This window comes from Desulfotomaculum defluvii (genome assembly GCF_054657375.1).
Genome location: NZ_BAAHYV010000004.1, coordinates 16396 through 40151 on the forward strand (window position 1 = coordinate 16396; position 23756 = coordinate 40151).

25 protein-coding genes are annotated in these 23756 nt (G+C 45.5%); 20 read left to right on the forward strand and 5 right to left on the reverse strand.

Features of this window, described 5'->3' with window-relative positions; genetic code table 11:
* Window positions 1–43: 43 nt before the first annotated feature.
* Window positions 44–2047, forward strand: coding sequence for an AAA family ATPase (locus ACYQ03_RS01790; RefSeq protein WP_459907173.1), 2004 nt, complete (start codon window positions 44–46; stop codon window positions 2045–2047).
* A gap of 73 nt (window positions 2048–2120) precedes the next feature.
* Here the strand turns inward: ACYQ03_RS01790 and ACYQ03_RS01795 are convergent, their stop codons facing one another.
* Entirely contained in the window at window positions 2121–2549 is a 429-nt protein-coding gene (locus ACYQ03_RS01795; RefSeq protein WP_459907175.1) for a hypothetical protein, read from the reverse strand.
* Between the two features lie 92 nt (window positions 2550–2641).
* Here ACYQ03_RS01795 and ACYQ03_RS01800 point away from each other — a divergent pair, with 92 nt between their 5' ends.
* The 6 genes from ACYQ03_RS01800 to ACYQ03_RS01825 are packed head-to-tail and all read left to right on the forward strand — an operon-like array spanning window position 2642 to window position 5668.
* Window positions 2642–2998: a DNA replication protein gene (locus tag ACYQ03_RS01800; protein WP_459907176.1), complete on the forward strand. Its 357-nt coding sequence runs from the start codon at window positions 2642–2644 to the stop codon at window positions 2996–2998.
* 35 nt (window positions 2999–3033) lie between these two features.
* Window positions 3034–3960, forward strand: coding sequence for a replication protein (locus tag ACYQ03_RS01805; protein ID WP_459907178.1), 927 nt, complete (start codon window positions 3034–3036; stop codon window positions 3958–3960).
* A complete protein-coding gene (locus ACYQ03_RS01810) occupies window positions 3881–4639 on the forward strand; it encodes an ATP-binding protein (RefSeq protein ID WP_459907179.1) in 759 nt (252 codons plus the stop codon). Before ACYQ03_RS01805 ends, ACYQ03_RS01810 begins: the two co-directional genes overlap by 80 nt.
* Window positions 4618–5022: a RusA family crossover junction endodeoxyribonuclease gene (locus ACYQ03_RS01815; protein ID WP_459907181.1), complete on the forward strand. Its 405-nt coding sequence runs from the start codon at window positions 4618–4620 to the stop codon at window positions 5020–5022. The genes ACYQ03_RS01810 and ACYQ03_RS01815 overlap by 22 nt, the downstream gene beginning before the upstream one ends.
* A 17-nt stretch (window positions 5023–5039) precedes the next feature.
* Window positions 5040–5402 carry a hypothetical protein gene (locus ACYQ03_RS01820; RefSeq protein ID WP_459907183.1) on the forward strand — a complete coding sequence of 121 codons (363 nt, stop codon included), beginning with the start codon at window positions 5040–5042 and terminating at the stop codon, window positions 5400–5402.
* Window positions 5402–5668 (forward strand): hypothetical protein, encoded by a 267-nt coding sequence (locus tag ACYQ03_RS01825; RefSeq protein ID WP_459907185.1) that lies wholly within the window; start codon window positions 5402–5404, stop codon window positions 5666–5668. Before ACYQ03_RS01820 ends, ACYQ03_RS01825 begins: the two co-directional genes overlap by 1 nt.
* 277 nt (window positions 5669–5945) lie before the next feature.
* Here ACYQ03_RS01825 and ACYQ03_RS01830 read toward each other — a convergent pair whose 3' ends face one another.
* The 3 genes from ACYQ03_RS01830 to ACYQ03_RS01840 form a co-directional block, all read right to left on the reverse strand.
* On the reverse strand, window positions 5946–7082 hold the full coding sequence (locus ACYQ03_RS01830; protein ID WP_459907187.1) for an FRG domain-containing protein: 1137 nt from the start codon (window positions 7080–7082) through the stop codon (window positions 5946–5948).
* A 965-nt stretch (window positions 7083–8047) separates the two neighbouring features.
* Complete coding sequence (locus ACYQ03_RS01835; RefSeq protein WP_459907188.1) at window positions 8048–8365, reverse strand: SWIM zinc finger family protein; 318 nt, start codon at window positions 8363–8365, stop codon at window positions 8048–8050.
* Between the two features lie 94 nt (window positions 8366–8459).
* Entirely contained in the window at window positions 8460–8660 is a 201-nt protein-coding gene (locus ACYQ03_RS01840; RefSeq protein WP_459907190.1) for a hypothetical protein, read from the reverse strand.
* A 562-nt stretch (window positions 8661–9222) separates the two neighbouring features.
* On the opposite strand from ACYQ03_RS01840, the gene ACYQ03_RS01845 reads away from it, so the two are divergent.
* Together ACYQ03_RS01845 and ACYQ03_RS01850 are read left to right on the forward strand one after the other, a co-directional pair.
* Window positions 9223–11334 (forward strand): hypothetical protein, encoded by a 2112-nt coding sequence (locus tag ACYQ03_RS01845; RefSeq protein WP_459907192.1) that lies wholly within the window; start codon window positions 9223–9225, stop codon window positions 11332–11334.
* Window positions 11335–11350: 16 nt separating this feature from the next.
* Window positions 11351–16624, forward strand: a complete 5274-nt coding sequence (locus ACYQ03_RS01850; protein ID WP_459907193.1) for a DEAD/DEAH box helicase — start codon at window positions 11351–11353, stop codon at window positions 16622–16624.
* Window positions 16625–17098: 474 nt separating this feature from the next.
* Here the strand turns inward: ACYQ03_RS01850 and ACYQ03_RS01855 are convergent, their stop codons facing one another.
* A complete protein-coding gene (locus ACYQ03_RS01855) occupies window positions 17099–17770 on the reverse strand; it encodes a hypothetical protein (RefSeq protein WP_459907195.1) in 672 nt (223 codons plus the stop codon).
* Window positions 17771–17868: 98 nt separating this feature from the next.
* Between ACYQ03_RS01855 and ACYQ03_RS01860 the strand changes: the two genes are divergently transcribed.
* The 11 genes from ACYQ03_RS01860 (at window position 17869) to ACYQ03_RS01910 (ending at window position 23278) form a co-directional block, all read left to right on the forward strand.
* Entirely contained in the window at window positions 17869–18726 is an 858-nt protein-coding gene (locus tag ACYQ03_RS01860) for a ComEC/Rec2 family competence protein (RefSeq protein WP_459907196.1), read from the forward strand.
* A 165-nt stretch (window positions 18727–18891) separates the two neighbouring features.
* Window positions 18892–19116: a DUF1659 domain-containing protein gene (locus ACYQ03_RS01865; protein WP_459907198.1), complete on the forward strand. Its 225-nt coding sequence runs from the start codon at window positions 18892–18894 to the stop codon at window positions 19114–19116.
* Between the two features lie 51 nt (window positions 19117–19167).
* A complete protein-coding gene (locus ACYQ03_RS01870) occupies window positions 19168–19392 on the forward strand; it encodes a DUF2922 domain-containing protein (RefSeq protein ID WP_459907199.1) in 225 nt (74 codons plus the stop codon).
* 71 nt (window positions 19393–19463) lie between these two features.
* Window positions 19464–19646 (forward strand): YvrJ family protein, encoded by a 183-nt coding sequence (locus ACYQ03_RS01875; protein ID WP_459907200.1) that lies wholly within the window; start codon window positions 19464–19466, stop codon window positions 19644–19646.
* Between the two features lie 76 nt (window positions 19647–19722).
* Window positions 19723–19797, forward strand: coding sequence for a D-Ala-D-Ala carboxypeptidase family metallohydrolase (locus ACYQ03_RS01880; protein WP_459907434.1), 75 nt, complete (start codon window positions 19723–19725; stop codon window positions 19795–19797).
* A 240-nt stretch (window positions 19798–20037) separates the two neighbouring features.
* The gene (locus ACYQ03_RS01885; RefSeq protein WP_459907201.1) at window positions 20038–20439 is read left to right on the forward strand and encodes a hypothetical protein; all 402 of its coding nucleotides are present in this window, start codon (window positions 20038–20040) and stop codon (window positions 20437–20439) included.
* Between the two features lie 409 nt (window positions 20440–20848).
* Complete coding sequence (locus ACYQ03_RS01890) at window positions 20849–21166, forward strand: SWIM zinc finger family protein (RefSeq protein ID WP_459907203.1); 318 nt, start codon at window positions 20849–20851, stop codon at window positions 21164–21166.
* Window positions 21167–21882: 716 nt separating this feature from the next.
* Window positions 21883–22086 (forward strand): hypothetical protein, encoded by a 204-nt coding sequence (locus tag ACYQ03_RS01895; RefSeq protein WP_459907204.1) that lies wholly within the window; start codon window positions 21883–21885, stop codon window positions 22084–22086.
* A gap of 436 nt (window positions 22087–22522) precedes the next feature.
* Window positions 22523–22726: a LexA family protein gene (locus ACYQ03_RS01900; RefSeq protein WP_459907206.1), complete on the forward strand. Its 204-nt coding sequence runs from the start codon at window positions 22523–22525 to the stop codon at window positions 22724–22726.
* 55 nt (window positions 22727–22781) lie between these two features.
* Window positions 22782–22979: a hypothetical protein gene (locus ACYQ03_RS01905; protein WP_459907207.1), complete on the forward strand. Its 198-nt coding sequence runs from the start codon at window positions 22782–22784 to the stop codon at window positions 22977–22979.
* Complete coding sequence (locus ACYQ03_RS01910) at window positions 22979–23278, forward strand: hypothetical protein (RefSeq protein ID WP_459907209.1); 300 nt, start codon at window positions 22979–22981, stop codon at window positions 23276–23278. The genes ACYQ03_RS01905 and ACYQ03_RS01910 overlap by 1 nt, the downstream gene beginning before the upstream one ends.
* The last annotated feature ends 478 nt before the right edge of the window (window positions 23279–23756 follow it).

Below are 23756 nucleotides of genomic sequence, written 5' to 3' on the forward strand. Positions count from 1 at the left end.
CGGCACAACAAAAATCACCAAATTAATTATGGAGGCTGGAACCGTGAAAATCAAGACACTAACGGTAGAAAATTTCCGTAACCATAAACAGACTTATCTTAAGTTGGACAAGATTAACTTTTTTGTTGGGCATAACAATGCAGGTAAATCCTCTCTTCTGGCTGCCATTGAATGGGGTCTAACGGGTAAATGCGGCTGGACAGATAAGGGAGGCAGAGGGGCAGTTGATTTGGTGCGGCAGGGAGAAAAGCAGGCAGCGGTGGCACTGGAGGTTGAGGGTTTGGGTGGTATTGTACGAACAATGCCGCCCCACACCCTGCGGGTAGGTAAAATTATGGGAGCTGTGGAAGGGCAGGCAGCTATATTAAATCAGCTGGCTACTGATGAAGAAAAGCTACATCTGTCCCTGAATGCCGGAGTCTTTCTTACATTACCCCAGGCTGAACAGCGTAATTTTCTCTTTAATGCCTACGGGTTAAGCTTTACCTCTAATATTGTGTCCAAACAGTTAGCAGCCTGGCTCAAGGAAAAGGGGCAGCCGGCAGAGCGGGTGGAAGTTTTAGCCAATAAGGCACGAACATACTATCCGGCCAATATCACCGGTGGCCCGGAAGTGCTGGATGTCATGGAGAAAAGGGCCAAGGAACTGCGGAGGGATTTAAAGAGGGATAAACAAAAGTTGGAGGCAGCCCTGGCAGAAATGGAAGAACCCGGTATGAAAGCTGATCTACCGGAGCGAGTAAATGATCTAAAAGTACACATTAATCAATTGAGAAGTAAAAGGGACGAATATCTCCGTTTAAACGATAACACTCCAATTCGACGCCAAACTCTTCAACAAAAGATAGTTTCTCTGGAAGCAAGGCTCAAGGATAACCAGGACAAAATCTCAGCGCTGACAAAGCAAATTGAAGAACTGTCTGTGAGCACTGTAACCACTGAAAGCGAACATGAGACAGAGCAACTGGAAGATGGCTTAATCGAAAAGATTAATTATTTAAGCGATGAGGCAGCAAGTTTAAAAAGCCGGGATCAAAGTATTAGCGGTCGGATGAAAACCATAAGTGAGGCCGGTCAGGCATTGGGAAGCCGAATCCGCCGCTGTCCTTTGGCACCGGAACATATAGAGTGTGCTATGAGCAATCAGCAGGTGGAGGCTATCATTGCTCAGTTGAAGGCGGAATACCAGGCAGCCAAGGATGAACTTACACAGATTAAGACTAATCTAAAAAATGTACAGGATGAGCTGGACTTGGCCAGTCAAGAACTACGGCAACTTAGGGTTAAACAACAGCAAGGGCAGGAGAAAAGCAGGCAGGTTGTGGCTTTAAAAAGCCAGATTGAAACCCTGCAGGTACTTAACAATCAATTAGATACAGATAGGGATGCCCTGGCCAAGGAACTGGCAGAATTGCCAGAGGCACAAACACACAGCACAAACTTAAATAACGAAATACAGGCTTTGGATCAACAAATTGCCAATGCCGAGGAACAACTTTATCAAGCCGGAGAACTGGCTGCCCTGGCCAAGCGGCGGGAAGAAATGAAACAGGATCTGGCCACCCTTACCACAGAGGTAGCAGATATGGAAATATTGGTTAGGGCACTGGGGCCGGACGGTATGCGTAAAACCATGTTAGCCGGTTTGTTGGACAATTTTCTGGGCCGGGTCAATGACCGGCTGAATAGGCTGACCGAGGGTAGTTACCAATTGGCCCTGGGCGAGAATATGGAATTACTCTGCCGGGCTAACGGGGGACCACTCCTGCAGCTAAAGCTTTTATCCAAATCTGAGCAATTACGAGTGGGCATTACTATTCAAGAGGCCCTGAGCAATGTCGCCGGTCTTTCCTTCCTGGCCATTGATGAGGCGGACATGCTGGACCAGGAGAACCGGGATCTGTTAACCGGGTGGCTTTTAGACCTGGCAGAGGAATATGAGCAGGTACTGGTGTTTACCACTGTCGGCGATGTACCGCCGGAAAATCCAGGCATAGAAGGGGTTAAGGTGTTCTGGGTGGAGGAAGGTAAAGTTAAAGAGCTGTAGACAACTGAATAACCCCGCTCCCATCTACCGGACAGATTTCGGGAGCGGGGTGTTCGGGTTATTCTATAAGACTTTATAGATCTATTTTATATCTCTTCTTAAATTGTGGTCTTGTGATAAAAAGGTTTCGTTCTATTTCGTCAATTGTAAGGTTTTGATTTATAAAATATTCATACCTTGCTGCTGTTGTACCTGGACCTTGAACTAATCGCATAGGATTTACACCAATAACTTCTGTACACCTTTCTTGAAATATGTCTCTTAATATATTAAATTTCTGCCTTATATTATCTATTCCCATGCCGAAAATTGAGGGTGTATAAACAAGAAAGTTATGAGCTAATTCTGTATTAAGACCTTGAGCTAGTAATTCGTTAAATTTCAATTCAATTGTATTAGGAGTTAGATTAAGTAATTTTTTAAATCTAACTGCCATCCGATTTATTTCGTCATTTGTAAAACCAATCAGTAATAATGCTTGACGAGTTTCTTCTTTACTCAAAACAGAACACCCCCCACTCTAGTTTTTTGTTCTTATTCGGTGGACTAATTAAAACTCCTTTAATAATAAACACCTATAAGCGAGGGGTCTAAATGTTAATTAACTTAAATCAACTATCACCTCGGGAACAACTTATCTATAATCTCATCCCACCAGGTCACCGGCAGACAATTACCAAAGCTCAGTTGGCTAAGCTGTCCGGCCTGTCCGAGCGGGAGGCCCGGGAAATAATTTACGGTCTCATTGTAAAACATGGCCTGCCCATCGGCAGCAGTACCGAGCCCAGCGGTGGTGGTTACTTTATTATTCTGGACGAAGAGGACCTGGAAGTTGCCACCCGGCACCTGATGCCAAGGGCAAGGGCCATTATACGGCGAAGCCGGGCACTGGAGAAGATCGCCAGGGAAAAATTCAGTCGCCAGCTTAAACTGGTGCTGGACGGAGAATAGCAGGATCAGATTTTGCAAAAAGGAGTGTCTGCACGTTGGCCAATCCCCAGCCAGAGCAGTTTACCAGAATATCCAATGAGCTCTACACAGCCATTATGCAGACCAACTTCAGCAAAAGACAGAGAAAAATACTGGACCTGGTGATCCGCATGAGCTACGGCTGCGGTAAAAAATATGCTATCTTACGACCCCAGGATTTTGTTGACTTAGTGGGTATTCATAAAACCGATATCAGGGAAGAACTTGATGTTCTGCTTCAGGCAGAAGTGCTATTTATTGATGAAAATAACATCACCCTGAATAAAGACTACGAATGCTGGCGGGTGGGTATGGCCCGCTCTATTAATACTGAAAGATGGAATGAGGTACTAAGCAGGAATTTAGAGCATGCCAGAGTTGGTAAAATACCAATCGATGATAACAAAGTTGGTAAAATACCAACAACCAATTGGTGTTTTACCAATTATCCAGTTGGTAAAATACCAACCACCAGGGACACTGGGGCCAATCAATACAAGGCCTGCCAGCCCCCTAAAGAAAAGGTTAAAGAAAATATTAAAGAAATGGGTATACCCCCCCAACCCCCCCATAAGGGGACAGATGGACAAGCAACAACTGAAGATATCCTCACGCGGTTTCCCAGATACACCAGCAGGCAGACAGATAAGATCCTGGACTACTGGCAAATGATTGGCCGGGCACGTAACAACAGGACTATCTCACCTTCCATTGTCGCAAAACAAATGAACTATTGGGAACGGTTTCCTGTGGGGATTGTTATCGAGGCAATAGAGCTTCATCTGGAAAAATACCGGGATAAGCAGGAGAATTACACAGCCGGTATTATGCGCGGGTTAGTCAAAGAAAAAGGGGAGTCAACCAATGGAACCCATAGACAAAGCCATAGACCTTTCGTCATTGACCGTAGCAAATTCCTTTTCAACGGAGGAAAAGACGTATAAATGTGCCGTCTGTCAGGACCGGGGCATTGTAATGGTAAGCCCCGACACCTGCGCAATATGCCAATGCCAGGAGCAAAGAAAGCTAGAGAGGCTTATGAAAAGCTCCCAAATTACCCCGGCCTTCCGTGCCAAAACCTTTGCTAACTTTACGTTACAAAACAGGCCACAGACCATAATTAATATGTTTAGGTGTGCCAAAGACTATGCCGACAGTTTTGCTGACATTCAGCAATTAGAAAATAATTGGCTGGTTTTTCTAGGCGAAGTGGGCAGTGGTAAGACCCACCTGAGTATGGCAGTGGCTAATGCTTTGTTAGCTAAGCCGGTGCCGGTTTTATATTTTCCCCATGTGGAGGGTATCAAGGAGCTGCTTAAATACTTCCAGCAAAAGAGCGAAGCCAATATCCACGACAGGGTGGACAAAATGAAAAATGCCGAGGTCTTAATCTGGGACGATCTTTTTAAAGGCCGTGAGAAGCCCACCGATTGGGTACTGGAGCTGGTATTTGAGGTGATTAACTACCGCTACCTGAATTTGCTTCCCACCATCATCAACAGCGAGAGGATTGATTATCAACTATTGGAGATAGACAAAGCCATCGGTTCCCGCATCCTGGAGCGGGGCAAAGGGCATACGGTCATTATTGAGGGTCAAGCATGCAACTTCCGGCTGCAGTAAAGAAGGTGCCACCCATGAAAGTCTCTTTTACCATCCCAGGCCGACCGGTACCCAAGCAAAGGCCCCGGATGGGGCCAAATGGCCATGTCTATACTCCCAAAAACTGCCGGGAGTACGAGAAAAAGGTAGCGACATCGGCCTATACCGTTTTCCGCAGGCCCTATGCCGGACCGGTGGCCCTGAAAGTCAACTTCTTCTTATCTTCCCGTCCGGGGGATCTGGATAATTATGTTAAAGCAGTCAGCGATGGCCTAAACAGAATTGCTTATCTAGACGACCGGCAGGTGGTGGAACTAAAGGCTAAATTAACAGTGCAGAAGGGTATTTCCGAGCGGGCGGAGGTAACCATCAGGGCCCTACCCTTAAAATTTGTGATACAATAAAGGAGGTAAAGATTACCATGAGACAAGCTGACTTTAAAGCACGCGTCAAGAAAATCGAAATTGCCAACCGCACCCTAACGGACGGCTGGGCCCAGGCTATTCGGCTTATTCTGGATGACATTGACCTGACAGATGAAAACCTGTTGGAACTAAAGCAATTTAAGCCTAATGAGCCGGTTATGGTGGTGATCACACCGGTGCAAGTGAGTTTAAATGATTGTGTTAATAACGAGAAGCATCTAACTCTTGTCAAGTCAAATTCTGACTCTGAATCCATTAATGATGACCAGGATCAAGAAGATGATGATCTTTTCCTGTTGGCTGAAGGGGAACCGGACCCTGTGCCGCCTGAGATGATTGCAAAGGAGTGGAATTTCTGATGAATATTAAATTAACGAAGGATGAATTTATGGACGTTGTTAATGCGGTTAATGTGGCCAAGCAATTCTACGAAAAACAAAACATGCCGCAGGAAGCAGCCAAATATGAATACTTAAATGAGCTTTTTCTGGTGGCCCCTTCGCTGATTGCTGAAGTAAGCCTAGGTTTAACGGAAGCCGGTGAAAAATTGCTAAAGGAAGTTCTGGCACGCAGGGACAGGGAACAAGAACCTGCCAAGGTAATTCAATTTCCTTCCGGCGAGTAACGGACAAGTGCCGAAGGATTGACTTTACTTGAACCAATTCCAGGCATAGGTATCTAAAAATTCCTCTCCACCCCTCCCCCCGGAGGGGTATTTTCATAGCACTCAGCCCACTTAGAAAGGTATCAGCCGTAGCAACAGCCAGCCGGTAATCTGTCAGTAATGTACATTTGCTGAATGTTGCAATCATAATCCAAAAGTGAAGAGTCCTCTTACTTGAGGAGAATTATTTGTGTTGATTATGGTTACTATGTCAATTAGTCAACTATATTGGGTTATATCATGGAGTATACACCAAGCGAGACACCAGTTTAATATTATATGTTTTTTCGAAATCAAACTTTTCATAGGTTCGATTTATAGCTCTAATTCTCTGTCGAGATAAATTAATCGGAGACTTTCCTATGTAATATTTATATTTCATCAGAAGTTGTTCCCAATAGCTAATATTTAAATTCTGATCTGTTTTGCTATAGGCATATTCAAATGCTTCATGGCTAAATTCCCTGCTTTTATCGATTAATTCTATTTGATCTTTTACAGAATTCAATCCTTCATGAGGATATATTTTTTTGCCATGATCCATCTTGTTGTAAATAAAATTGCAAAGTTTTTCGCTATGCTTGAATTTATAGATCTCAAAACTTGAGTCGTTCTGTAAGTCCATTTGATCATTCATTAGCATGGCGTAGCCTGTTTGCATATGACTTCTCATAAATGGTTGAAAACCGATTGGTAATACTTGGCCTTCCAAAGTTAAATAACTACCAAGGAGCAAATCTGACAAGTCAGTATTCTTTTTGAATATGATACCGTATTGTGTATTTTCGTTTTTATTAAAGTCTGAATTTGTTAGTGGGAGCCATGTGTGGTTATGCTTATCATATTTGCAGCAAGCAAAAAACAAAGCAACTTCAAAGTCATTAGTAATATCCAACCACTGAGTTTGCAGACCGTAATGTTGAGCTAGTTGCTCTGATAGAATATCAATACCTTGTTTCCATATATTAGAGGTGTGTTGAAATTTAAACAGCAAAGAATGAAATTCAGCTATTCTTATGTCAGCAACAAAACGTTCTACAGACCTTTCTTCTTTATTTTCAATATTCTTTAAAAATCTGCAGAGTGATGGTGAGGTATTAGGATATAGCTGGTTTTCGCCACGATAATAGAATTTTCTTTTTGCTTGACGCACTACTGTTCCATGTGGATAGGTCATTACAAACCCATCAATATACATATCAGACAAAACTTCCTTATAAAAATTTAAACGAAAGTGTCCTTCTGCGTAAGGATCTTTTCTTGAATTATGATTTTTTCTAATATTCTCAGCAAAGACTCTATCTGCTTCGTTTTGCTTTAATAAGTTATATATATCAGATTTATTTAATTCTCTGATGCTTTTGATATCTTTCAATCCTAACGTTCACCCCTACACTTTCTTAAAAATATTATAAAATCTTGTAGAGTTAATGAGTTTATTACAGGAAAATTTCAATGGACAAACTTGTTCTCCTTCTTATTGTAAATCTATAGATAAAAATTGACTGTTTTTTATGCATTTAAATATTCTTCAAGGCCGCAACTGCGGCCAAGGGTCCGAACAGCAACGGCTGACCGGACATCCCCAGGCGCAACAGCGCCAAACAGCAACCATAAATCGGCTCGCCCCTGGTTATAAAGTCCACCCGCTGATTGCAGCGATCACCATCAGCTACATCCAAGGCAGCCGCCGCTCACCATAGGGAGTGCAGCTGTCCACAGAGCAGCAGGCCGCCGGCTGCAGCCACCCCAGGGCAACTGCCCGCTCCCGTAACGGTTCTCCAAGGCAGCGGCTAGGTTGACCCGCAAAGCCCGGCGAGCGATCTTTCTCCCGTTCCGGGACCCTAAAATCCAGCACCCAGGTGGAGCGGGAGAAAGTTCGCGGCCCAGGACCCCATAGGATGACCCCGACAGGCCGGGGCCTTTCCCGCTGGAGGCGGGGGAAGCGGGAGAGGATCCGGCCAAGACCCGCTGAGACTGGCAGTCACCAGGGCAGCCAGGACCCCAAAGACCGGCCAGCGGGGGCTGGCCTGGTGTCTGCCGACACTGAACATGGTAAATCATAAACCACCGGTAGCGGCCCTGACCGGAAAGCAGAGGCAGGAAGTGGGCCGTTACCGGTGGTTTCCTTTGACCCCAGGTGAATACCTGTAAGCAGGGCGGTAACGGCCGCTTTCAGGTTAGGGGCAACGTCAAAAATAGCAATTGCCACGCCGCTGCCGATGACAGAGAATGGCGCCTGTCCACCGGGGCAGCCGCCGCACCGCTGCCGGATAACGGCAGCTGCCAGGGGCGGGAGCGGGGCCGAGGCCGAGACCGATCAAAAAAAGAAAGACCCGGCTATACGCCGGGCCGTACCTCCTGGGGCTGGCGGTGTGCGCTACGCTCTGCGGCGTAGTAGGCCAGCTCGGCCATAGCCACAAAGGCAATGTGCTTGCAGAGCACCTTTCTGCGCATGTAGTCATCGCAGCTGCACGTGCACCTGCCCTGAATATGCACAGTGTACTTCTTGCCGCCATAGCGAACATGCCCACCCACTTCCACACCGGACTTTCCAAAGACACGATAACCTACTTCAAACTGCCAGCCGGCGGCAAGCCCCGCCAGTGCCCGGCCAAACCTACCTTCTTCAACCTTGCCTAATAGCTTTCTTAACATAACCTATCAACCTCCCCTTTTCTTTGGCAGGGACAGAGCCGGTCGCTGGTTTGTCAAGGGTGACACGCGGCAGCGGGGAAAGACAAAATTTTTTTCACCGTTGCCCCAGATGCTTACCCCACCGGTGAAAAAAATTTTGGCGGCCCTTGACAGGCCAGCGATTGCAGCGGCTACCACAGCCACCGCTGGCTGGTATGCCAGCGGTGGCCCCTACAGCGGGAGGAGCCGGCTCAGCTCTGACAGTTGCCTGGCGGCGGGCAGGCCGCTGCAAAGGCTCTGTATAATGGGGAGACATGGGAGGCCGACCCCAAAGCCTGCCGCGAACCGGCAGTGGCCAGCTAAGAACCGTAACACCATACCAAAGCCCCCCGGCCCCAAGATTGGGCGGGGGGTTGGGGGGCTGGGGTTGAAGGACCCGCGAAGGCTGGCCCGCTATTAGGCCTGACCCAATAGACTAGCCCAAGAGAGGGGCCTAGTAGCGGGCTGGCATGCACAGGACCCGTAAGCAGGGCAGTTACCGGCGACCCCAAAGGCCGGCATCGTGGCTGCCGGTATCTGCCGACCAATGTCATAAAGCTAATTTTACATTAATTTACATTGAGCGTTTTCTGTTTGAAGGATACTTGTTTTTTCTTGAAGGCCCCCTACGGGGAAAACTGGAATTGTCAAATTGTTACAATGGTGCAGGGAATGAGCATGATGGTAACAAAGGTTATTTCATAAAGAAATTCTCAAACATTACTATTAGTCCCTATATAATTACAGTTTTCGACAAGTATAAGTGGTATTATTTAAACTATCTAAAAGATTTTCTCGTGTTTTACAAACAAAATTAGTACAAACTCGGGTGAAAATATATGACCAAATATGATGCAAAAATAATATTTGCCCAGCCACGACTGGTTTGGCCAGTCAATGATGAACCATTTTTTATGCTAGGTTTACAGCAATCCTTAACAGGGATGGCATGGGAGCAATACCAGGTGCTGGTGGATGAAGAATTAAAGGGTGTGGTATTTCCAGAACAAAGCGGGGTATTAACGCTGCTGTATCCTATAAAACTTGACTACAGTAAGCCTATTGTAAATATTCAAGTAATTAGTGATAGTGGCAATGAGTTATTCAGCGATGATATAGAGCTTTGGGATACAACCCGTTCAATAAGCATCTACAACCGGGATGGGTTATTATTGACCAGGCGGGTGGATCCAAACAGAGGGAAACAAGCCTTTTATGCCATTGTTGATAGTGAAAGCGAATTACCTGTTTCCGGACAGAGAATGTTTAATCTTAACCAAGAGTGGCGTTTATATCACTTCAATGGGCAGGAGATAGTCGATATAGAAGCTGTTTTGGGGCATGGATTTCTCTGGTTAGACGATGGAATTAATAACTTAAGAGTCCTAGATGAAAGTAATACAAAACAAGAATTACCCTTTAATATTCGGCAAGTTACTATGTATCCTGATCGGAATGTAATACCCCGACTGGGTGAGGCAATCACTTTTATCATTTCAGTACCGGGGCAATCCTGCAAAGTAACTAAAATTTTGTATCATGACAAAAATATTGCCTTTACTAAAAATGGCCCTAGATATATAACTACTCATGTCATGATAAAAGAGGTAAAACCCGAGTTTAAAATACATATCCTTTACAAAAGTCTTGATACATATTACTTGGAGAAAAGGCCGAGGATAAACTGGCGGGGTGCTTCCCTAATTAAAAAGAATGAGGAAGCGATCCTAACGAGTCAACAAATCCTTGAAAAAGAAGATTTGGTAAATTATCCATTGCAAGTTAATTTACCTGTTAACTGGCGACAAAAGGAAGACCGTCAAAAACTATGCCTAATGGAAGGATATCAAATACTGACAGATGTAAAAACAACCCCTCAACTATTAAAAAGTGTTGGTGGTCTCGGGGCTCCGTTATTAATGAAAAAACCTTACAACTCTCAGGACAAGCTGGTCATTGCTGCTGAAATTCAAAATAGAGGTATTGTAAAAGATATCTATTTTGATGGTCAACAGAAAAAGACAACCATTGTATTTAACTGTGCTTACGATGCAGGAAAGGAGCATAGGATATTAATCTGGGACCCCCCCGGTACTTTAAGAGAAATACCCGGGGAGTTGATCGAGCAGTTAAAAGATGGGCAATCCTGGTTTGTTCCTTATGTAGTATCAGCGGAAACAGCCATTGTTGTTTCTTACCGAGGGTTTCGAGTTGGTGCATGGTGGGGGGAGAGATTTTTTCAAGCGTTACTCATGTCACCTAAAATAACTTCACCTGCCACCACTGCAGCTTTGTTAAGATGGGGCAAATTTCCAATATTAAGTTCCCAAGCCCATAGATTCGTGGTACGACTTCTAAAGACTTACCCTATGGATGTCATTGCCGGATGGATATTGGACGAAGGTTTACCAGAAGGGTTAAGACATGGAAATAGCGGTGAACCAGAAAAAGCGGCATTACGCTTTTATATACTTGATTATCGATTAGGAAACAAACTTAACGAACTAATGACAAATAGATATTTCAAAAATACAACCGAGCAACATACTGCAGAAGATTTAGTTCGATACCTAAGCTGGTGCAGGGCAAAAATTAATGACATATCACCTTTGCTTTATGCCGATCTAGTAAGAAGAAATGTCCGTAGTGTTAAAACAGAACTGGGTGTTATTGCTGCCAGTAACCTGGTACAAAGGCTAGAGATGGATATTCTTCAACTAAAAAACCCCAGTAAGATAAACGATGAGCGGGAAAACCTTGGTTTGCTGGCTGCCAGGGAAGCAAATGTAGACTATTTCTTCATAAAAAATGGTATTGTTCGAAGGGCTCTAGATTGGATTTACCAACGTCCGTTGGGTAATTGGAGCAGGCCAAATACCCTAGCTGCTTGTTCTTTTCCATTCCTACGTAAATATTTATGTTTGAGCCTTATTAATGCAGCCTATAACTAGAGTGGGGGGTACTAGGATGTCACAAATTGATGCGCTGAAATTATCTGAAGCTTTAAAAAAGCGCTTAGTAGATTTTTCTTTGGAACAGTTTGCAGTGCGGGATCTCAAGCTTGCTGAGATATGTCAAACTATTTGGTCATCAGGCCCGAAGGAGGGCGGGTTGGTTGGTGATATATGGGTGGAAGGGGCATTCCCGGCTAAATCTTCCGGTGTCACGTTGAATGACATGGTTAAGAAAAATCAGTTTAATTCTAAACTGGCTGACTTATTAAACCAACCTTGCGAAGATGGAAACCGTTTTCCTGCACATTGGGAACTGCGGACGCACCAACTAAGTGCCATCCAATCAGCTAAGACAATAGGCGCTAATAACGAGAGGCCGGCTATCGTTGTGACAGCCGGTACAGGTGCAGGTAAAACCGAGGCTTTCCTGCTACCTATCCTAAATGAGTTATTTACGTCCCCGGCCAAACCAGGGGAGGGTGTTCGTTGTATTTTGCTTTACCCTATGAATGCACTGGTAAATGATCAGGTTGACAGAGTTTACCGGTGGATTCGTGGACAAAGTCTGGTAACCCTGTTCCACTTTACCAGTGAAACCCCGGAAGATAAAAAGGCAGCGGACAGACTAGGAACTCCAATATATGAGGAATGCCGTATTCGTACCCGGCAACAGGCAAGGGGATTGGAGACACCTAACGGACAGGTTGTTAACCCGGCAGATCGTCTCAAGGTTCCTGATATTCTGGTTACCAACTACTCAATGTTAGAATATATGCTTTGCCGTCCTCAGGATTCAGTATTCTTTGGCAAGGGGTTGAAAGCCGTTGTGCTGGATGAAGCCCACCTCTATACAGGCACTCTGGCGGCTGAAATAACGTTACTTTTGCGTAGACTTCTTTTGAAATGCGGTTTAACTAGTAGCGATGTACTGCAAATGGCCACCTCTGCTACCCTGGGGACAGGCAGTGCAGATGAATTAAGAAACTTTGCCAGCCAAATCTTTAGCAAGGATAAAAAACATGTATATGTTGTACAGGGTCAGCCAGAGGAGATCCCACTGCGTACTCAATATTCACCTTCTGTTAAGCCAACCCCTGAAATAGTTACGAAGGTTTTTGATACTGTAGAACAAACCATAGAATTAGATGAACAGGGAGTATCCTATCTAACAGAAGATACTAATTACAGTCAGAAACTCCGAACTGGCCTGATATCCCTGGCTGGTGAAGAAGTGATGACTTATTTTAATGAAAACCAACCAGCTAAACTTCTTTACCATTCCCTGGCACATGCCCCGGTTGTCCATCAACTGGCGGATATTTTATGGAATAACCGGAGTTTAACACTAACTCAGTTGGCCAAAATGTTGTGGGGTAGGGTTGATGAGAAAGCTCTTTTGGCTACAGTTCGCTTATTACAAATCACTGCCTCTGCCAGGTTAACAGTTCACGATTATCCATTAATGCCCCATCGCCTGCATGTGCTGGTTCGGGCTGCCGATGGTTTGAGTGTCTGTCTTAACAGTAACTGCTCAGGCCCGGAGGCCCTTCAATTAAAACCTCTTGGTGTAGTTATGAGCGGAATGGTAGAAAAATGTCCTTATTGTGAAACTGTAACGTTACCCTTATATCGCTGCACCTGTTGCAACGAGTGGATGCTTGCAGCCGAAATTGAGCAAGATTTCCTGTCCTACCCTCCCGGGGGTCATTCCTCAGACATGAAGCATCTAACTACCAATATTGAGGCGATAGGTAATCACAATCATGTATTTAGCATTAGCAACCCTAGTACCGGTAAGATTGACTTACCTGGTGCTCCAGGAGTGCTGTTAAAAACTATAGAGGTTTGTCCTAACTGCCGGGAAAGAGTGTCGGAGGCAAAATTATTTGTCGGTAAAGATAATTTATATTTATCTATTACTGCTGAGACATTATTGTCCGAGGTTCCACCCTATCCAGGCTCCCACAATGACCAATTACCAGCTAGGGGAAGAAGAGTATTAGCTTTTTCTGATAGTCGCCAGGATGCAGCAAGACTTGGGCCTTTGTTAACTTGCCAGCACGAGTTACAAATGGCCAGAAGTTCAATCATGCGTATGGTACATAGAGAAGTATTTAGTGATGAACGAGTAATTGCCAGAAATCAGAGAAAGTTAGCTATCCTAGAAGAGGAATTGCTTGATGACAGCCTTTCTGAAGCAGAAAAGACAGACATGGAAAATGAGCGGCTCCAGTTATTACAAAAGTTAAATGCAGCTTCTGTTGGGGGATCAGTTAAAGCGTGGGAACAAAAACTAACCACCGAGCAGGTAATTGGAGAGTTTATGCATGTAGAATCCGCCATTAATCACCGTCCGGGTCAATATCAGGAAGCGTGGCAGGAGAACTGGCGTAATATGGCTCGGGAATTAGGTTATTATTTAGCCCAAGAATTAGCCTCTCCTCCCAGAAGGGGGATTTCCCTTGAAACACTAGGGTTGGTGGAAGTCACTTACCCTGGGTTAGATACTCTACTACCAGTAGATGAGTTTCTGGCGGTGTTACCAAATGAAAAAGTGCGGCAAGCACTAAGAGATTGTTGGGTTGAGCTGGTGGCCTTTCTGTTAGACACTTTGCGGGGAGAAGGGGTCATCAGCTGGGACAAAGACGGACGACGCAATAAGCGTTATGCCAGAACAATTTATAGTAATAGGATTTGTGTTGAAGTTAAAGGCGGCAGTGGTATAACTAACTTTGTAGGTCAACAACCTGCTAACTGGGAAGAATTATCTCCAGCAGATTACCGCAAAAAATTATCTCGTCGAAACCGGTTTACTCTTGAGGTTCTACGGGCGGCCGGATTGGAAGAGATAGAGGCTAGAAAATTTACACCCGAGTTACTGTCCACTATTTTTCGCCAACTATCTAACATAGTCGCAGAACAGGAGAGCTACACCGGAAACATAGAAGTAGCGCAATTGGTGTGGCTTAAAAGACCAAGTGTCCAACAGAATATTAAAAAGTTCACCAGTGAGAACAGCTTTCAAATCATTTTTTCCGAACTGGGTTTACGTAAGCCGAGACAACTCTACAGGTGCCGAGTAACCGGACGTATTTGGCCACGTAGTGTATTAGGCTGTGCCCCGGAAACAGGATGTACAAACACCTTGGAACCAATAACTCACACTGAGGCAGACCAAGATCCAAGGTGGGGGCGTACTCGTCGGGAATATGCAGAAGGAAAACTTTTTACAACGGGCTTATGGGCGGAGGAGCATAGTGCTCAATTGGCACCTGCTGAAAACAGACGATTACAAGATATGTTCCGTCAGGGTATGCGAAACCTTTTGTCTGCTACCACTACCCTGGAACTAGGTATCGATATTGGTAGTTTAGTAGCGGTATTGATGGGTAATGTACCCCCTGGAAAAGCAAATTACTTACAGAGGGCAGGACGTGCAGGCCGGCGGGCCGATGGCTCGTCTGTGGTAGTTACCTTTTGTCGTCAGCGCCCTTACGACCGGGAAGTATTCTACCGGTTGGGAGATTATCTTGGTAGAATTCCACGAAAACCGATTATTTTCCTAGATCGTATCCGGGTTGTACGGCGGCATTTTAATTCTTTTCTGTTGGGTCTTTTCTTCAGTAAGATCTATCACCCCCAGACCAGGGTGGGAGCGATGAATGCCTACGGCAAAATGGGTCATTTCTGTGCAGTAAAAGCTCCCCATCGTTGGACCAGCAAGGCAATCAAACCACATTTGGAAGATCCGCTACCGGTAGAGGTGAATCCATCCAGACTAGGTTGGACTAAGAAAAACACTGTGGACTGCTTAAAGGGTGAATTTGAGAGCTTCTTGCGATGGGCAAAAAAAGATGGTAAGGGAATTCTTTCAGAATCTGTAGCCAGTTTATTCTGTCATACCGATCTGGCCAGGGAATTGTACCATTGGGAAACTCTTATAGAAGCTACCTTACAGCAATTTCACCTATCTACCAAGGATTGGCAGGATGAATACCGGAGATTAGTTATTTCCTGGGAGGAGGCTGAAAAGCCGGCACAGGCAAATGCAATATACTATCAAATGATGCATATGTACAATACCACTGTCATTGAAGCATTAGCTGATCGTCAATTCTTACCCCGTTATGGATTTCCCATTGGGGTACAAAAACTTAGGGTAATCATCCCCTCGGAGGACTATCACTCAAAGAAAGAAGAAGACCAGTTTCGGTTGGAACGTGCTGGCTTGTTGGCACTACGAGAGTATGTGCCTGGGTCCCAACTGCTGGTGGGTGGAAGAATTGTTACTTCCCACGGGGTATTAAAGCACTGGTCCGGTGAGAACTTTGATAATGCTATTGGTTCCCGGGGGCAATTTTCCCGTTGTAAAAATAAACATTTCTTTTATTGGACTACCGAACGACCTGACGCATGTCCGGTTTGTGGTGAAGAAGAACTCCAGGGTACGGTAAGAAATTTGCTATTTCCTCGCTATGGTTTTACATCGGCAGAATGGGACCCGCCATACTATGGCACTGATATTGAACGGATTGGTCAAGCTGAAGTACAAACTATCACCTTTTCACAAACAGCCAATGATGGCAGATTAGTAGAACAAAATTTTGCCGGTGTATCAGGGCTAGTAGCCCAGTACAAGGAAGATGCTGAATTATTGGTATTTAACGAAGGTAAAGAACGTCAAGGATTTGCTATTTGTTTAAAATGTGGTTATGCAGAAAGCGAACCGGAAACACCTGGCGAAGGGATGATAAACCTGCCAGATGGTTTTGCAAAACATGCCCCAATAGATGAAGAAAAGGTTTGGAAAAACTGCTGGAAGTCTGACGAAGCACCGGTGATGCGGAGAATGGTGCTGGCTGCCCGAGAAACTACAGACGCGTTATATTTAGACTTCTCAGATTGCAGGATAAGTATGGATGAGAAAGGATACACCGCTACCACTCTTGGGTATGCATTGCAGCAGGCAGCTAGTAGGTTATTGGAAATTGACACTAGAGAAATTGGTGTATTAACAATCAATGTTGGTACAGACCGTACCCATTGGGCAGTGGTATTATATGATAATGTTCCTGGAGGTGCCGGGCACACCAGGGAATTACTGGCAATGGGGAGACAGTGGTTGGAGTATTCTTTGGAAAAAGTATTGATTATTAACGAGGAGCATGATCAACTGTGTCAGCGGGCCTGTTTGGATTGTTTGTTGACGTTTGATGCGCAAATAGCGTCAGGAAAGTTAGAACGGCACTGGGCAGTTTATTATTTAAAACGGTTACTCCAAGGGTAATGGTATAAAGGAAGGTTATTATGATTTCCCTAAGTCTAAAGAATTGTTTGTTTAAATCTCAAGTAGATGTCAAAGATGGTAAGGTTACGGAAAGTGTGAAGATAACTTCAAAGTGCTTAAGATGAGTTTAAACTCCGTAGCCGTACCTATGAAGGAAGGCTGCCCGAGCTTTCCAGTTTAATGACCCGACCTCCTGGGTCATAACGGATCTAACTCAGGGGTCAGTTCATAGGAATGGGGCCAGTCTAGAGCCTATTACGCTGCCGAGTGCAGTGGCCTCCGGGACCCCCTAAAGGTGCGCCCGCTTGATCAAGGTGGTGGACTTTATTAGGCAACTGTATTGACCGTTTCTGCATATTGAACAGAGGGAAGCGGCCCGACTGCTGCCGCCAATCATTGGGTTCCTTATGTGAATTAATCATCACGAAAATAACACAATATCGTAAGAGGATTTACCTCTAACAATTATTTAGATCAAGAAACAGGATTACTGGGTACTGGATCAGGAACAATAAATCCATTGTATGCATGCTCCCTAAAATACCTTAAGAATCTAAAATACTGATAGTGAAAAACCAAGGATGAAATAAAATAAATGATAGCATATAGCCAGATTTTTTCATTTGAAAAATACCTTAGATTAATTAATTCCCAAAGAAATAAACTACTTAATACAAAGGCAATACTCCTGGCCATTCCGTAAAAAGCCATAAAAACAAAGACAGTAGAATACACAGCAGGGCGGTATTCTTCAATATAGCAAAGTATAGCTCTAAAATCCTTTGTTTGAAATGTAGTCCCGTAAAGCTGTTGAAACTTATTATTAAACCTGGAAAATAACCCCTCAGTCAATAAATTTGCTGGTTCCAACCTTGTGGATAGTTTTTGAAACCTAAACACGATGTTCTTTTCAATAACTAATGAACTAATCGTAGAAATAGCATGACCCAAGAAGTAAGCTATCAGCAACAAAAAAACCAATGTTTTTGTATCCAGTTTTCCAATAAAGTCCTGGAAAACAGGGTAAACATCGAAAACCCCCTTGGAGTGCTCATAACTAACGAAACCTAAACCCAATAAAATTATCCCCGGTACTAAATAACCAAAAATGTCATATATAGTTGCTTTAAGACCCAATTCCTTCATAGGTATCCTCTCGTATAATAAATATTTTTTCTCTTTCTTGCAGGAAAACTTCGGAATAAATTAGAATTTATGACAAAATTTAAAGCAGGAGGTAAATTATGTTAACAATTGTAGTGTGGGATGTCCAACACGGAAGCGCGGCTTACATAAAGACCCCCAATGGCAAACACATTGTTATAGACCTTGGAGTAGGTTCCCATAATGATAATAATGAAACCTTTAGTCCCTTGTTACACTTAAAAGCTAACTGGGATGTCAATCAGCTTGATGAGGTTATTATAACCCATCCTCATACAGATCACATAGACGATATTTTTAACTTTTACGAATTGTCACCAAAAGTATTGCTAAGACCTAAGCATCTTAACCAGGAAGATATCAGGAAAGCCAACCGCTCTGAAGATTCGGATAAGGTGGACAAATATTTAGAAATTAATGATAGTTATAAGTACCCGGTTTCTGATTCCGAAAACCCTGCCTTACCAGAAAATAACGGAGATGTTAATATTAAAACATTTTTGCCAACAAGCTGTGGTACTTCCAACATTAATAACCACAGTGTAGTTACAGTAATTGAATATCTAGGCATAAAAGTGATCATTCCCGGTGATAATGAACCACCTTCCTGGAAGGAACTGTTGGAAAAAAACGATTTTGTGGAGGCCATTAAAAACGCCCGTATTTTAGTGGCTCCCCATCACGGCCGAGAATCAGGTTACTGTAAAGAACTTTTTGAACACTTTGAACCGAACTTGGTAATTGTATCAGACGGTAGGTTTTGTGATACTAGCGCGGTCAGTCGTTATAGCTCATTGGCTAAGGGATGGGAAGTTCAAAAAAGAAGTGGTAACTCTGAACAGAGAAAGTGCCTAACTACAAGGAGCGATGGTGAAATTTTAATCAAAATTGGGAAGAACCCAGATGATACAACATTTATGGAAGTAACAATAGATTAATATCTAATTATTATAAATAATAGTTTGACAATGTATAACCATAAGGCATATAATGGAAATAGCCGGTACAAGGAATTTGTGCCGGCTTTTATATTTAATAGCGGGCTCTTGTACCGGCAGGAGCCCGCGCGGGGTATCTAATTAAAGAAAAGGGGGGTTATATTCATGGCAGCTGTTGCTACGGCCTATGGTAAGTCTCTGGTTATGAGGGTGCAGACTGGTGTTTCTGCCAGTGGAAACCCGATCTTTAAGAACATTTCTTTCAAGGCCAAGCTTACCGCCACTGACCAACAGATTTGGGATACTGCTGCATCTCTTAATAGTCTGCAGGCTGCGTCTCTCAGCTCTGTTATCAGGGAGGATTATTTCGACATTACTGACGCTGGTTAATCCAGTGAATTAGCACTTTTATGACTAAATTTTATAAGGGAGGGTTAAACAATGGCAGTTACCCTGCAAATGGTATTTGTTAATGCCGCTGGCGATAAAGTCACCTTGAGTTTGCCTGACGCGCGCGAGGACCTGACCGCAGCGGAAGTAAAGACTGCAATGGAAGGCATTATCAGTAGAAACATCTTTACTAGCTCCGGCGGCGATCTGACCGCTATTAGCAGTGCTCGGGTGGTTACTCGCGATACCACTGACATTGATGTGCTGAACGCTTAAAAATTTAATAATTAACTGGCTAGGGGGGGTGGAGAATAGTCCACTCCCTTTTTTACAAGGGGGGTGTCATTATGGAAGAATTTTTCAAAATGGTGAGCAATTACGGTTTTCCTATAGTCGTATCCGGCTACCTGTTGATAAGATTAGAACCGATAATCAAAGACCTGCAAAGAAGTATAGACATGCAAACATTGGTTATAGCGAAGCATATGGACGTTGACGTTGACGAACTGCGACAGATAAAGAAGGTGTAATCATGGGCGCGGTTAAGGCAAGGCACTGGCTGAAGTTAACGCCACACTTTACAGAAGGTGAATTGGCCTGCCGCTGATGGTGAACAGCGGCTACCGCTGCCCGGACCACAACCGGGTGGTGGGCAGTGCGGCTAATTCTTATCCATTGTAGATGTGCGAGGCTACCGAGACAGATGGGATGGTTAACTTTAAAAGCCGAGGATAGAAGGTTGGTCCCCGGCTTAATTTATTAAAACTCTGTAATTTATTCGATACCGATACCATTGCATTTTTAAGAAATTAGCAGCGATTCGGGACAATCCTGGCCGGGGCCAGCCAGATTAAGAGGACACCGCTTCCGGGAATCTGTTCCAGGATTTGGGGCCTTGGTGCCGATCCTGGCTCCGGGCAAATGAAGCAACCGGTACCAGCAGCCATCTTTGGAGTTGGTCTTACGGGTCGGCTGCTGCTACCGGTTGCCGTGGATCAAGTAAAAGCGGCTGGGGTCGGCCAGATCACCTGGTGGGCATTTCTCTGGGGATCATGCCCACCAGGTGAACTGGCCAGCCTCCGAGGTCATTTATGCATGTCGGCAGATCCCGGCAGCTTTTGGGGCCTGGCTTTGTGGTCGCCGGGAACTGCCCTTCCCTGGGGTCCTGGTGCATGTCGGCAGCTAATAGGCTCTAGCTTTGGAGTTTGGCTTTGCGGTCGGAGCCTACTAGCTGCCCAGCTTACGGGTCCTTCAACCCCAGCCCCCCAACCCCCCGCCCCAATCTTGGGGCCGGGGGGCCACGATGTTACGGTGCTAAGCTGACCACTGCTAATTCGCGGCAGGCTTTGGGGTCGATCTCCCGATCTTCCTATTATACGTGCCTCTGCCGCTTGCCCGCCTCGAATGGCTACAGCTAATACAAGCGGTTATACTCCCGCTGCGCTGGCCCTCGTTGTCTCTTGCCCGCTACCAGGGCTGCTGCTTGGCGATGGCTGGTACTACCGGCGTACGCGCGGCATTTAGAGGAAGCCGCGCTAGCCACGTTGGCCAGCTTACGTTTAGTGGTAGCGGCAGTGCCATGCCTGTCAAGGGGAAAGCTTGGAAAAATTTTTTTACAGCTCTGTGGTTAGGCTTTGTGGTCGTAAAAAAATTTTTCCAAGCCCGCGTGCCGCGGCCCCTTGACAGGCTGGCACCGGCACGTTCCCGTAACAAAAACGGGAGGTTGAAGGTTATGTTGAGAAAGCTGTTAGGCAAGGTTGAAGAAGGTCGCTTTGGCCGGGCGCTGGCAGGCATGCAGGCCGGTTGGCAGTTTGAAGTTGGTTACCGTATCTTTGGTAAGTCCGGCGTGCAGGTTGGGGGGCAAGTCAGTTACGGTGGCAAGAAGTACACGGTGCATATCGAAGGTAGCAAGTGCTTCTGCAGCTGCCAGGATTACATGAGCCGCAAGGTGCCTTGCAAGCACATTGCCTTTGTGGCTATGGCAGAGCTGGCACACTATGCAGCAGAGCGCAGCGCTCACAGGCAGGTACAGGAGGTTCGCGGCCATTAGGCCGCAGCCTCTTTTTTTGGTCGCCTGGGCAGGCGGTTATCCCGATCCATAAGGGGTCAATGGATACCACCGGTACCAGCAGCCAGCTTTGGGGGAGGGCTTTGCAGGTCGGCTGCTGCTACCGGTGGTTGCGGATAAAAGTTAGGCAGCTTGGGTCGGCCAGATACCAGGGTGGCCCTGGGGCATTCCTTCCGAGATCATGGCCACCCTGGTAACTGGCCAGCTTACGGGTCTTTTGTCCGGGTCGGCAGATACCGGCAGCCACAGCGGGACGGTCTTTGGGGTCGCCGGTAACTGCCAGCCTTCGCGGGTCATCGGTGCATGTCGGGCAGCTAATAGGCTTCAGCTTTGGGGTTTGGCTTTGCCGGTCGGGGCCTACTAGCCGCCCATCTTACGGGTCCTTTGCATGCCATACTTCCGGGTTCCCTGCATGTCAGCCCGCTACTTGGCCCCACTCTTGTGCCAGCCTAGTGGATCGGGGTCCAAATAGCGGGCCAGCCTTCGCAGGTCCTGGCCTCCGCAATCGCCCACCGCTCCCGCTGCGTTCCGGTCGCTCCGCTTGGCCAGTGGCCCGCCCTGCGGGCCGGTCTTTGGGGTAGCGGGCCACAAGCCCCGCTCCACTCCCTGCACTTCGCTCCTGCTCCTGTGCGACTGCTCCGGCCTAGTGGGGCCTGGCTTCGTGGGTCCTGGCCGCGAACTTCTACCCGCTCCGCTTTTTGGATAGGCTTCGCTGGTCAGGAGCGGGTAGAAGATCGCTCGCTGGCCTCCGTGGGTCCCGCTGCTGTGCGGCCTGGTGCCGCTGTCGCAGTGTGGCGGTGGTTGCCCTGGCGGCTGCAGGTAGGGCCGCTGCCCGGGATCCCGGTATCCTGGAGCAGGCTGTTGCCAATGGGTGTTGCTGTGTACTAGGTGGTTGTTGTTAGGGCCGTGACGCAGAATAAGACAAGGGGTTGGGGTGATGATAAGCGGCAGCTGCCGCCTGATTTTGCAACAGCTTACGATACCGCGGCTTCATTGACCCGTAAGCTGGCCAGCCGGCAGGGTTCTTTCACCTGCAGCTGCCGCTGTCTGCGGTAAATAAAAGGTGCCCTGGTGGCCGCCGGACATGTAAAAGGACCTAAGAGAAAGGCATGCAATAAGACCCATAAGCTGGCAGTTAGCCGGGGCAACCTGACCCGATAGTTATTCTTATGAGGGCTGGCCTGGCTAGCTGCCGAACGGGGACTACTAGTCTGTGTTACCTGCCTTTGTATTAATTATTCTCATTGATTAGATTGATAGGGCATGCATTATTTTATATTGCCATTAAGAACAAGTGTTTGGTATAATCAATGCAAACACTTGTTCTGAGGTGGTATCATGGTTACCGATAATCAAATACTTGATGCAATTAAGGAATTAAGCAAAAGGGGTTATGCACCTTCTGTTCGGGAAGTAGGCGAAGCGGTTGGCTTTAGATCAACGGCAACGACCTATTACCGTTTGTCTAAGTTGCGAGAGCGTGGTGCAATTGAATGGGAACCAACCCAAGTTCGGACACTGCGGGTGCTCGATAATGTGTAAGCTTTAACTGCAACCAACTAAGATACAACTAAACAAATGTTCTGGAGGTGGATAAATGCGTATACCAATTTTAAAATGGGATTCGAGAATAGATGTTCTGAGTTTAATAGAAAAGAATCCTAGCATAACGGCTGAAAGGGTTGCCAAACATGCAGGTATAACGGTAGAAAAGGTTTATTCTGATATAGAATGGCTTTTAGAAAATAATCGCTTTAAAGTTTCTCCTGAAAAAATACAGGCAAGGAGAAAATAATGTATGAAGGGGATAAGATGAACCTCCAAAAAGAAGAGTTAAGTATTCATGTAGTAATTAACCCGGAGATCAGTTTAGCTTATAACGTTGGTTTTATGCCAAATGGGGTCCTCTGGGAACAGGTGGAATTGCAGCAAAATTCCAGGGAGTCCTTATCCGCAGTGGTTTTTAAAGAGGGGGAGGTAGACAAAATGATGGACTTCCTAGAGTGTATAAAAAGAGCCAGGGCCTCTGTTGAGGAGATTAAACCCGTAATAGGAAAACTCTATTCTGAGATTCTTGAGTTCAGTAAGCGATAGGTATTGACATCTGGAAAAATTGCATTATTAGAAGTCAAAGTCGACTGGACGTATGTTAGGGTCGGCTTTTTCTATTATACGGAGGAGATTCCACCAGTCGAGTCAGCTTCAATATATTAAAAAAGAGATTTGACCCCGCTTTGCCGCCCGAAACGATGAAAAGGAAGTAACTGTAGAGATGCAGATCTCTGATTTATGCAAAATCAATAAAGATCAGGCATACCGCTTATTAAGAAAGATGTGTTAAAGGGGTTTGCTTAAAATGATTAAGGAATCTTCTAAGTTCAGTTATTATATACGTAAGTAACTTTGCACGCGCGCGTGTAAAGTTTACGCGTGTGCGTGTAAGTGAGCGCGTAAACTGTTTATAAACATAATGGCAATAATAGGTAAGAAACTTCAGGTTATTTTGAATATATCAAAGGACTTCTTGCTATTAAGTTGAATTATTTCACAAGTTCTTTTGAGGTAGTTGTGG